At 72.4% G+C, this 10,517-nt stretch carries 8 protein-coding genes; 6 read left to right on the top strand and 2 right to left on the bottom strand.

The window, feature by feature from the left end; all coding sequences use genetic code 11:
• Positions 1–37: 37 nt before the first annotated feature.
• A complete protein-coding gene (locus ACFV04_RS41815) occupies positions 38–691 on the bottom strand; it encodes an MBL fold metallo-hydrolase (protein WP_380339049.1) in 654 nt (217 codons plus the stop codon).
• A gap of 45 nt (positions 692–736) precedes the next feature.
• Entirely contained in the window at positions 737–1,468 is a 732-nt protein-coding gene (locus tag ACFV04_RS41810; RefSeq protein WP_380536343.1) for a maleylpyruvate isomerase family mycothiol-dependent enzyme, read from the bottom strand.
• Positions 1,469–1,749: 281 nt separating this feature from the next.
• Here ACFV04_RS41810 and uvrA point away from each other — a divergent pair, with 281 nt between their 5' ends.
• From uvrA to whiA, 6 genes are all read left to right on the top strand, one after another.
• Positions 1,750–4,662 (top strand): excinuclease ABC subunit UvrA, encoded by a 2,913-nt coding sequence (gene uvrA / locus ACFV04_RS41805; RefSeq protein WP_380536342.1) that lies wholly within the window; start codon positions 1,750–1,752, stop codon positions 4,660–4,662.
• A 117-nt stretch (positions 4,663–4,779) separates the two neighbouring features.
• Positions 4,780–5,223, top strand: coding sequence for a Rieske (2Fe-2S) protein (locus ACFV04_RS41800; protein ID WP_380339057.1), 444 nt, complete (start codon positions 4,780–4,782; stop codon positions 5,221–5,223).
• A 63-nt stretch (positions 5,224–5,286) separates the two neighbouring features.
• Positions 5,287–7,332 carry an excinuclease ABC subunit UvrC gene (gene uvrC / locus ACFV04_RS41795; protein WP_380339059.1) on the top strand — a complete coding sequence of 682 codons (2,046 nt, stop codon included), beginning with the start codon at positions 5,287–5,289 and terminating at the stop codon, positions 7,330–7,332.
• A 118-nt stretch (positions 7,333–7,450) separates the two neighbouring features.
• Positions 7,451–8,335 (top strand): RNase adapter RapZ, encoded by an 885-nt coding sequence (gene rapZ, locus ACFV04_RS41790; protein WP_363572339.1) that lies wholly within the window; start codon positions 7,451–7,453, stop codon positions 8,333–8,335.
• Between the two features lie 66 nt (positions 8,336–8,401).
• The gene (yvcK, locus tag ACFV04_RS41785) at positions 8,402–9,499 is read left to right on the top strand and encodes a uridine diphosphate-N-acetylglucosamine-binding protein YvcK (protein WP_360255889.1); all 1,098 of its coding nucleotides are present in this window, start codon (positions 8,402–8,404) and stop codon (positions 9,497–9,499) included.
• Positions 9,490–10,470: a DNA-binding protein WhiA gene (whiA, locus tag ACFV04_RS41780; protein WP_030238424.1), complete on the top strand. Its 981-nt coding sequence runs from the start codon at positions 9,490–9,492 to the stop codon at positions 10,468–10,470. The genes yvcK and whiA overlap by 10 nt, the downstream gene beginning before the upstream one ends.
• Positions 10,471–10,517 lie beyond the last annotated feature (47 nt).

Genomic DNA, 10,517 nt, shown 5'->3' with positions numbered 1-10,517 from the left:
GTCGCGGGGCCCCTTCCGTGCGCCCGGGGGGCGCGGACTACCAGCCGCGCTCGCGCCACTCGTCGAGGTGCGGGCGCTCGGCGCCGACGGTGGTGTCGTTGCCGTGGCCGGGGTAGATCCAGGCCTCGTCCGGGAGGGCGTCGAAGATCTTCTCGTTGACGTCCCGGAAGAGGCTCGTGAAGGCCTCCGGGTCGCCCCAGGTGTTGCCGACTCCGCCGGGGAACAGGCAGTCCCCGGTGAAGACGTGCGGGTGGCCCTGCGGGTCGTCGTAGATCAGCACGATCGCGCCCGGGGTGTGCCCGACCAGGTGGCGGACGGTGAGTTCGACGTCGCCGACGCGCAGCGTGGCGCCGTCGGCGAGCAGCAGTTCGGTGGGCACGTCGATGCCCTCGGCGTCGTGCTCGCCGGCGGCCGTGCGGGCGCCGGTGGTGGCGACCACCTCGGCCAGCGCGCCCCAGTGGTCGTGGTGCCGGTGGGTGGTGACCACGGTTTCGAGGTCGTCCCCGACGGTCTCCAGCAGCACCGGGGCGTCGGCGGCCGCGTCGATCAGCAGCTGCTCGTCGGTGGCCCGGCAGCGCAGCAGGTAGGCGTTGTTGTCGTACGGGCCGACGGCCACCTTGGTGATGATCAGGTGGGCCAGCTCGCGCACGTCCGGCGGTCCGCCGACCTTGACCGCTCCGTGGTACGTCATCCGTTCGCTCCCTCTCCAGTGGCTCCTGGGATCATCGTCCCGCCCTCAGCCCATCGGGGGAAGCGGGGGGAGGGCGGTGTCGGGGGTGCGGCGCAGGTCGGTGCCGGCGGAGCGGCCCGAGAGCCAGGCGGTGAGCGCTCGGACGGGGCCCCGGACCGTCAGGGCGGGCTCGCCGGTGCCGATCACGGCGCGGTCCCCGGTGTCCTCGGCGACGAGTTCGACGGCAGGCAGGTCGGCGCCGGCCAGGCCCGCGGCGAGCTTGCGGAACTGGGCGGTGGCGAAGGACCGCGGCCAGTGCGCGGGGGTGTGGCCGGCGTCCAGGTCGACGTGGTGGTACTCGACCTCCAGCAGGCGCTTGTGCGGAATGTCGGAGGCCGGGAAGACGTAGCCGAAGCGGTGCCTGACCGACGCCTCCCAGGCCTCGGGCGTCATCAGCGCGGCGGCCTCGGCGAAGCGGGCGTGCGAGGCGCGCAGGTCGGCGAGGTGGACGTCGAGCGGGCGGGGGGCGTCGCGTTCGATGTCCGCGTCGCGGGCCTCGTGGCCGGCGTACTGCGGGATGTCGGTGCCGGTGCGGGCGCCGTTCAGCAGGTTGACCAGGGAGTCGGCGTTGCGGGCGAGGTGGGCCAGCACGTGGCCGCGGGTCCAGCCGGGGAGCGCGGAGGGCTCGCCGACTGCGTCCGGCTTCAGCGCGGCGGCGGTCTGCAGCAGGCGCTGGGTGCTCTCCTCGACCTGGCCGAGCCAGGCGGCGGCGGAGGCGGCGGACTGCGGGTCGGTCATCGAATCTGCCTTCTGTCGGGAGACGGCGCGTTGCCCGCGCGGGGCTTCGCTCGTTGACCAGGCCGACGCTACCGCCGGATCCGGGCCCTGAGCAGCGGGTTTTTCGGTACCCGCACGGTGCGGGTACGGACCGTCCCGCTCCGGGCCTCACTCGTTCGGGTGGTCTCCACTGGACAGAGTCGAGATTCGAACGTCTGAGCTATAGGCTGGCTGCCGCATCCTGGAAGAAGTACCGAATCTCACCGCAAGCCCTCTCGCCCCGGAGAAAGGCGCCAGAAGCAGTGGCCGACCGCCTCATCGTCCGCGGTGCTCGCGAGCACAACCTCAAGAACGTCTCGCTCGACCTGCCCCGCGACTCCCTCATCGTCTTCACGGGCCTCTCCGGCTCCGGCAAGTCCTCGCTCGCCTTCGACACGATCTTCGCCGAGGGCCAGCGCCGCTACGTCGAGTCGCTGTCCTCCTACGCCCGTCAGTTCCTCGGGCAGATGGACAAGCCCGACGTGGACTTCATCGAGGGTCTCTCCCCGGCCGTCTCGATCGACCAGAAGTCCACCAACCGCAACCCCCGTTCGACCGTCGGCACCATCACCGAGGTCTACGACTACCTGCGCCTGCTGTTCGCCCGGATCGGCAAGCCCCACTGTCCGCACTGCGGCCGCCCGATCGCCAAGCAGTCGCCGCAGGCGGTCGTGGACAAGGTGCTCGAACTCGCCGAGGGCACCCGGTTCCAGGTGCTCAGCCCGGTGGTGCGCGAGCGCAAGGGCGAGTTCGTCGACCTCTTCGCCGACCTGCAGTCCAAGGGCTACTCCCGGGCCCGGGTGGACGGCGAGACGATCCAGCTCGCCGAGCCGCCGAAGCTCAAGAAGCAGGAGAAGCACACCGTCGAGGTGGTCATCGACCGCCTGACCGTCAAGGAGAGCGCCAAGCGGCGCCTCACCGATTCGGTGGAGACGGCCCTGCGGCTGTCCGGCGGCATGGTCGTGCTCGACTTCGTGGACCTCCCCGAGGGGGACGCGGAGCGCGAGCGGATGTACTCCGAGCACCTCTACTGCCCGTACGACGACGTGTCGTTCGAGGAGCTGGAGCCGCGCTCGTTCTCCTTCAACTCGCCGTTCGGCGCCTGCCCGGACTGCTCGGGCCTGGGCAACCGGATGGAGGTCGACCCGGAGCTGGTCGTGCCGGACGTCGAGCGCTCGCTGGACGAGGGCGCGATCCACCCGTGGTCGGCCGGGCACGCCAAGGAGTACTTCCAGCGCCTGATCGACGCGCTCGCCGGGGAGCTGGGCTTCCGCACCGACATCCCCTGGGCCGGGCTGCCCGCCCGCGCCAAGAAGGCGCTGATGTACGGGCACAAGCACCAGGTGGAGGTCCGCTACCGCAACCGCTTCGGTCGCGAGCGCTCCTACAGCACGGGCTTCGAGGGCGCCGTCCCGTTCATCCAGCGCCGGCACACCGAGGCGGAGAGCGACAGCAGCCGCGAGCGCTTCGAGGGCTACATGCGCGAGGTGCCCTGCCCGACGTGCCAGGGCACCCGGCTCAAGCCGGTGGTGCTCGCGGTCACCGTCCAGGACAAGTCGATCGCCGACGTCTCCTCGATGTCGATCAGCGACTGCTCCGAGTTCCTCGGCGCGATGAAGCTCAACGCCCGGGACAAGCAGATCGCCGAGCGGGTCCTCAAGGAGGTCAACGAGCGGCTGCGCTTCCTGGTCGACGTCGGCCTGGACTACCTCTCGCTCGACCGGGCGGCCGGCACCCTGTCCGGCGGCGAGGCCCAGCGCATCCGGCTGGCCACCCAGATCGGCTCCGGCCTGGTCGGCGTGCTCTACGTGCTGGACGAGCCGTCCATCGGCCTGCACCAGCGGGACAACCACCGGCTGATCGAGACGCTGGTGCGGCTGCGCGACATCGGCAACACCCTGATCGTGGTCGAGCACGACGAGGACACCATCAAGACCGCGGACTGGGTGGTCGACATCGGCCCGGGCGCCGGCGAGCACGGCGGCAAGGTGGTGCACTCCGGTTCGCTTAAGCAGCTGCTCGCCAACAAGGAGTCGCTGACCGGCCAGTACCTCTCCGGCAAGCGGTCCATCCCGATCCCGGCCACCCGCCGCGAGCGGGACAAGAAGCGCCAGCTGACGGTCCACGGCGCCCGCGAGCACAACCTCAAGGACGTCACGGTCGGCTTCCCGCTCGGCACCTTCACCGCGATCACCGGCGTCTCCGGCTCCGGCAAGTCGACGCTGGTCAACGACATCCTCTACACCCACCTCGCGCGGGAGCTGAACGGCGCCCGCAGCGTGCCCGGCCGGCACACCCGGATCACCGGCACCGACCAGGTGGACAAGGTGGTGCACGTCGACCAGTCGCCGATCGGCCGCACGCCGCGCTCCAACCCGGCCACCTACACCGGGGTGTTCGACCACGTCCGCCGGCTCTTCGCCGAGACGCAGGAGGCCAAGGTCCGCGGCTACCTGCCCGGCCGGTTCTCGTTCAACGTCAAGGGCGGCCGCTGCGAGAACTGCTCCGGCGACGGCACCATCAAGATCGAGATGAACTTCCTGCCGGACGTCTACGTGCCGTGCGAGGTCTGCCACGGCGCCCGGTACAACCGGGAGACGCTGGAGGTGCACTACAAGGGCAAGTCCATCGCCGAGGTGCTGGACATGCCGATCGAGGAGGCGCTGGACTTCTTCGAGGCCGTCCCGGCGATCGCCCGGCACCTCAGGACGCTCAACGACGTCGGCCTCGGCTACGTCCGGCTCGGCCAGTCCGCGCCGACGCTCTCCGGTGGCGAGGCGCAGCGGGTCAAGCTCGCCTCGGAGCTGCAGAAGCGCTCCACCGGGCGGACGGTCTACGTCCTGGACGAGCCGACCACCGGCCTCCACTTCGAGGACATCAGCAAGCTGATCAAGGTGCTCAGCGGGCTGGTGGACAAGGGCAACACGGTGATCGTCATCGAGCACAACCTCGATGTGATCAAGACCGCCGACTGGGTCGTCGACATGGGCCCCGAGGGCGGCTCCGGCGGCGGCACGGTGGTCGCCGAGGGCACCCCCGAGCAGATCGCCGCCGTCCCGGAGAGCCACACCGGCAAGTTCCTGCGGGACATCCTGCCGGACGGCTTCGCGGACGCCCCGGTGGCCGCGGTGGCGAAGAAGGCGGCACCGCGCAAGCGCGCCGCCGCCAAGAAGTGACCGGCCGCCCCGCCGCCCCCGCAGCTCCCGCCGTCCGGGAGCCCCGGGGGCGGCGGGGCGCGCGCGGCATAGACTTCCGTGGTCCCTCGCAGCAGCAGCAACCGTAGGAGCGCACCGATGTCCGAGGCCCCCGAGAGCAGCCCCACCGCCTCCCGCCGCACCCTGCTCTGCGGCGCGGCGGCCGTCCTGGCGGCCGGTGGCACCGTGGCGGTCTCCGGCTGCGGCTCCTCCACCTCCTCCTCGGGCGCCGGCAGCACCCCCAAGGGCCCGGTGGACCTCGGCCCGGCCTCGGCCGTGCCCGAGGGCGGCGGCACGGTGTTCCGCGAGCAGAAGATCGTGGTGACCCAGCCGGCCGCGGGCCAGTACAAGGCGTTCAGCGCCAAGTGCACCCACGCCGGCTGCATCGTGGACCAGGTGAAGAACCAGCAGATCCAGTGCCCCTGCCACGGCAGCCGGTTCGGCATCGCCGACGGCGCCGTGCAGGACGGCCCGGCCCCCTCCCCGCTGCCCGCCTACACCGTCACGGTCGAGGGCGGGAACCTCAAGGTGACCCCGAGCTGAAGCAGTTGACCTCCCAGTCGATCATCCTCCCGCAGCCCCGTCCCCACTCGGTACGGTGGACCCATGGCTGACCCGAGCACCTACCGCCCGGCGCCCGGCGCGATCCCGGCCTCCCCGGGCGTCTACAAGTTCCGCGACGCCCACGGCCGGGTCATCTACGTCGGCAAGGCCAAGAGCCTGCGGCCGCGCCTGTCGTCCTACTTCCAGGACCTGGCGGGCCTGCACCCGCGCACCGCGACCATGGTCACCACCGCCGCCTCGGTGGAGTGGACCGTGGTGGGTACCGAGGTCGAGGCGCTCCAGCTGGAGTACTCCTGGATCAAGGAGTTCGACCCGCGGTTCAACGTCAAGTACCGCGACGACAAGAGCTATCCGGAACTCGCCGTCACCCTCGACGAGGAGTTCCCGCGGGTTCAGGTGATGCGCGGGGCGCACAAGAAGGGCGTGCGCTACTTCGGCCCGTACGGGCACGCCTGGGCGATCCGCGAGACGGTCGACCTGATGCTGCGCGTCTTCCCCGTCCGCACCTGCTCCAACGGGGTGTTCAAGCGCGCCCGGCAGGTCGGCCGGCCCTGCCTGCTCGGCTACATCGGCAAGTGCGCCGCGCCCTGCGTCGGCAAGGTGTCGGCGGTCGAACACCGGGCACTGGCCGAGGACTTCTGCGACTTCATGGCCGGGCGCACCGGCAACTACCTGCGCCGGCTGGAAGAGGAGATGCAGGAGGCCGCGGCCGACCTGGAGTACGAGAAGGCGGCCCGGCTGCGCGACGACATCGGCGCCCTCAAGCGCGCGATGGAGAAGAACGCGATCGTGCTCGCCGACGCCACCGACGCCGACCTGCTGGCCGTCGCCGAGGACGAACTCGAAGCCGCCGTGCAGATCTTCCACGTCCGCGGCGGCCGGGTGCGCGGCCAGCGCGGCTGGGTCACCGACAAGGTCGAGGACGTCGACACCGCCGGCCTGGTCGAGCACGCCCTGCAGCAGCTCTACGGCGGCGGCGAGTCCGTCCCGCGCGAGGTGCTGGTCCCGGCGCTGCCCGAACCGGTCGAGCCGGTGCGGGAGTGGCTGGCCGGCCTGCGCGGCAGCCAGGTCGACCTGCGGATCCCGCAGCGCGGCGACAAGAAGGACCTGATGGCCACGGTGCAGCGCAACGCCCAGCAGGCGCTCGCACTGCACAAGACCAAGCGCGCCTCCGACCTCACCACCCGCAGCCGCGCCCTGCAGGAGATCGCCGACGCGCTGGAGCTGGACTCCGTCCCGCTGCGCATCGAGTGCTACGACATCTCCCACCTGCAGGGCGAGGACGTGGTCGCCTCCATGGTCGTCTTCGAGGACGGCCTGGCCCGCAAGAGCGAGTACCGGCGCTTCCAGATCAAGGGTTTCGAGGGCCAGGACGACGTCCGCTCGATGCACGAGGTGATCGGCCGCCGCTTCCGCCGCTACCTCCGGGAGCGCGAGCAGACCGGCGAGTGGGCCGTCCCGGAGGCGGAGGACCCGGACACGGCCGGGCCCGGCGGCGCGGCGCGGGACGAGGAGGGTCGCCCCAAGCGGTTCGCCTACCCGCCGCAGCTCCTGGTGGTCGACGGCGGCCAGCCGCAGGTCGCCGCCGCCAAGCGCGCCCTGGACGAACTCGGCATCGACGACGTCGCGCTGTGCGGCCTGGCCAAGCGGCTGGAGGAGGTCTGGCTGCCGGGCGAGGACGACCCGGTGGTGCTGCCCCGCTCCAGCGAGGGCCTCTACCTGCTCCAGCGGGTGCGCGACGAGGCCCACCGCTTCGCGATCGGCTACCAGCGCAGCAAGCGTTCCAAGCGACTCACCGCCGGGGAACTGGACTCCGTCCCGGGCCTCGGCGAGACTCGCCGCCAGGCGCTGCTCAAGCACTTCGGCTCGCTGAAGAAGCTCCGGGCCGCCACCGTGGACGAGCTCTGCGCGGTACCCGGCATCGGACGCCGCACCGCGGAGACTGTTGCGGCGGCGTTGTCGTCCCGTACACCCGCCGCACCCGCGGTCAACACCGCGACCGGCGAGATCATCGAGGACGGGGCCGAACAGGCCGCCGAGCCGGTGGCAGCAGCACCCCAGACCGCACCATCCCAGGAGACGCCATGACGGCCGACGCCGCCCGTCAGCCGGTGTGCCCCGGCCCCGCCCGCCTGTCCGGGCCGGGGAAGGGCGGCCGCGCCGTGCGCGTTCTCCCCAGTAGGAAGACCGAGAGCGGGGAACCGAAGTGACCGTGTCAGACGTGGCCGAGAACGCGCCGGAGCTGGTGATCATCTCCGGCATGTCCGGAGCCGGCCGCTCCACCGCCGCCAAGTGCCTGGAGGACCTCGGCTGGTTCGTGGTGGACAACCTGCCGCCGGCCCTGATCCCGACCATGGTCGACCTGGGCGCCCGGTCCCAGGGCAACGTCGCCCGGATCGGCGTGGTCGTCGACGTCCGGGGCCGCCAGTTCTTCGACGACCTGCTCACCTCGCTGGACGAGCTGGAGAAGCGCGGAGTCCGGCTCCGGGTCGTCTTCCTGGACTCCTCCGACGAGGCGCTGGTGCGCCGCTTCGAGAGCGTCCGCCGCCCGCACCCGCTGCAGGCCGACGGCCGGATCGTGGACGGCATCGCCCAGGAGCGCGACCTGCTGCGCGACCTGCGCGGCGAGGCCGACCTGGTGATCGACACCTCCAACCTCAACGTGCACCAGCTGCGCGCCAAGCTGGACGCCCAGTTCGCCGACCACGACGAACCCGAGCTGCGCGCCACGGTGATGTCCTTCGGCTTCAAGTACGGCCTGCCGGTCGACGCCGACCTCGTGGTGGACTGCCGCTTCCTGCCGAACCCGCACTGGGTGCCCGAGCTGCGCGCCCGCACCGGCACCGACGCGGACGTCGCCGACTACGTGTTCCAGCAGCCCGGGGCCAACGAGTTCCTGGACGGTTACACCGAGCTGCTGCGCATCGTGACCGAGGGGTACCGGCGCGAGGGGAAGCGCTACATGACGCTTGCCGTAGGCTGCACCGGTGGCAAGCACCGAAGCGTCGCCATGTCCGAGCGTCTGACCAAGCGTCTCATCGCCGACGGAGTCGAGACGGTGCTCGTCCACCGTGACATGGGACGGGAGTAACCGCCGCCTTCCCTGCCGGGCCCGCCGGCAGAGCCGGTGGCGGGGCCGAGGAACGCGAGGTGATGTGTGGCGGGATATGTGCCCGGGCGACAGCCGCAGAGCAGGACCGGTGACCGGGTGGGAAGCCCGGCCCGGCCCCCGGCGCCGAGCCGTCCGCGCAGCAGTCCCGCCCGGACGAACCCGGCCCCCCGGATCACCGCGCTGGGGGGCGGGCAGGGGCTGTCCGCCTCGCTGTCCGCGCTGCGCCGCCTCACCAGCGACCTGACCGCCGTGGTCACCGTCGCCGACGACGGCGGCTCCAGCGGGCGGCTGCGGACCGAGCTGGGCGTGCTGCCGCCGGGCGACCTGCGCAAGGCGCTGGCCGCGCTGTGCGGGGACGACGACTGGGGCCGCACCTGGTCCGAGGTGATCCAGCAGCGCTTCACCGGCAACGGGGAACTCGGCGGCCACGCCGTCGGCAACCTGCTGATCGTCGCGCTCTGGGAGAAGCTGGGCGACCCGGTGGAGGCACTGGACTGGGTCGGCCGGCTGCTCAACGTCCAGGGCCGGGTACTGCCGATGTCGGCGGTGCCGCTGGACATCGAGGCGACCGTCCGCGGTCACGACCCGGAGCTGCCCGGCGAGGTGTCGGCGGTCCGCGGCCAGGCGAACGTCGCGGTCACCCCCGGCACCGTGCAGTCGATCCGGCTGCTGCCGGACGGGCCGCCGGCCGTCCCGGAGGCGGTGACCGCCGTCCGGGAGGCGGACTGGGTGGTGCTCGGCCCCGGCTCCTGGTTCACCAGCGTGCTGCCGCACCTGCTGGTGCCCGAGCTGGCCAAGGCGCTCACCGAGACCCGCGCCCGCCGTCTGCTCACCCTGAACCTGGCTCCCCAGCCCGGCGAGACCGAGGGCTTCACCCCGCAGCGTCACCTGGAGGTCATCGCCGACCACGCCCCGGAGCTCGCGGTGGATGCGATCCTGGTGGACGAGCGCGCCGTCACCGGCGGCGCCTTCGGCCAGGCGGACCTCGCCGGTCTGGAGAAGGCCGCCGAGCGGATGGGCGCCGCCCTGGTGCTCGGCTCGGTGGCCCGCACCGACGGCACGCCGCGACACGACCCCGAGCTGTTGGCAGCAGCGTACGACCGGATTTTCCGGACACATGGAAGGATCGGGCCATGGCGATGACTCCAGCGGTGAAGGACGAGATCAGCCGGCTCCCGGTCACCCGGGCCTGCTGCCGCAAGGCGGAGGTGTCGGCGATCCTGCGGTTCGCGGGCGGACTGCACATCGTGAGCGGCCGCATCGTGATCGAGGCGGAGCTGGACACCGGGGCGGCGGCACGGCGGCTGCGCAAGGACCTCCTGGAGATCTTCGGGCACTCCTCCGACCTCGTGGTGATGGCCCCCGGCGGGCTGCGCCGCGGCAGCCGCTTCGTGGTCCGCGTGGTCAAGGACGGCGAGCTGCTCGCGCGCCAGACCGGTCTGGTCGACGGCCGCGGGCGCCCGATCCGCGGCCTGCCCCCGGCGGTCGTCTCCGGCGCCACCTGCGACGCCGAGGCGGCCTGGCGCGGCGCGTTCCTCGCGCACGGCTCGCTGACCGAGCCGGGCCGCTCCTCCTCGCTGGAGATCACGTGCCCCGGTTCCGAGGCGGCGCTGGCGCTGGTCGGCGCGGCCCGCCGACTCGGCATCCCGGCCAAGGCCCGCGAGGTGCGCGGCGTGGACCGGGTGGTCATCCGCGACGGTGACGCCATCGGCGCGCTGCTGACCCGCCTCGGCGCCCACGAGTCGGTGCTCGCCTGGGAGGAGCGCCGGATGCGGCGCGAGGTGCGGGCCACCGCGAACCGGCTCGCCAACTTCGACGACGCCAACCTGCGCCGCTCGGCCCGCGCCGCGGTGGCGGCCGGCGCCCGGGTGCAGCGCGCGCTGGAGATCCTCGGCGAGGAGGTGCCCGAGCACCTGGCCGCGGCCGGCCAGCTGCGGATGCAGCACAAGCAGGCCTCGCTGGAGGAGTTGGGCGCGCTCGCCGACCCGCCGCTGACCAAGGACGCGGTGGCCGGCCGGATCCGCCGCCTGCTGGCGATGGCCGACAAGCGCGCCTCCGAGCTCGGCCTGCCGAGCACCGAGGCCAGCCTGACCGACGAGATGGCGATGAACTGACGCTCACCGTCCGTGATCGAGACACGGCCGGCGCCCGGCTTCCCGGG

Origin of the sequence: Kitasatospora sp. NPDC059599, from assembly GCF_042735125.1 — a bacterium.
GTDB lineage: Bacteria > Actinomycetota > Actinomycetes > Streptomycetales > Streptomycetaceae > Kitasatospora.
The sequence above is the reverse complement of the archived record's forward strand: the minus strand, read 5'-3'. Positions and strand labels throughout refer to the sequence as shown.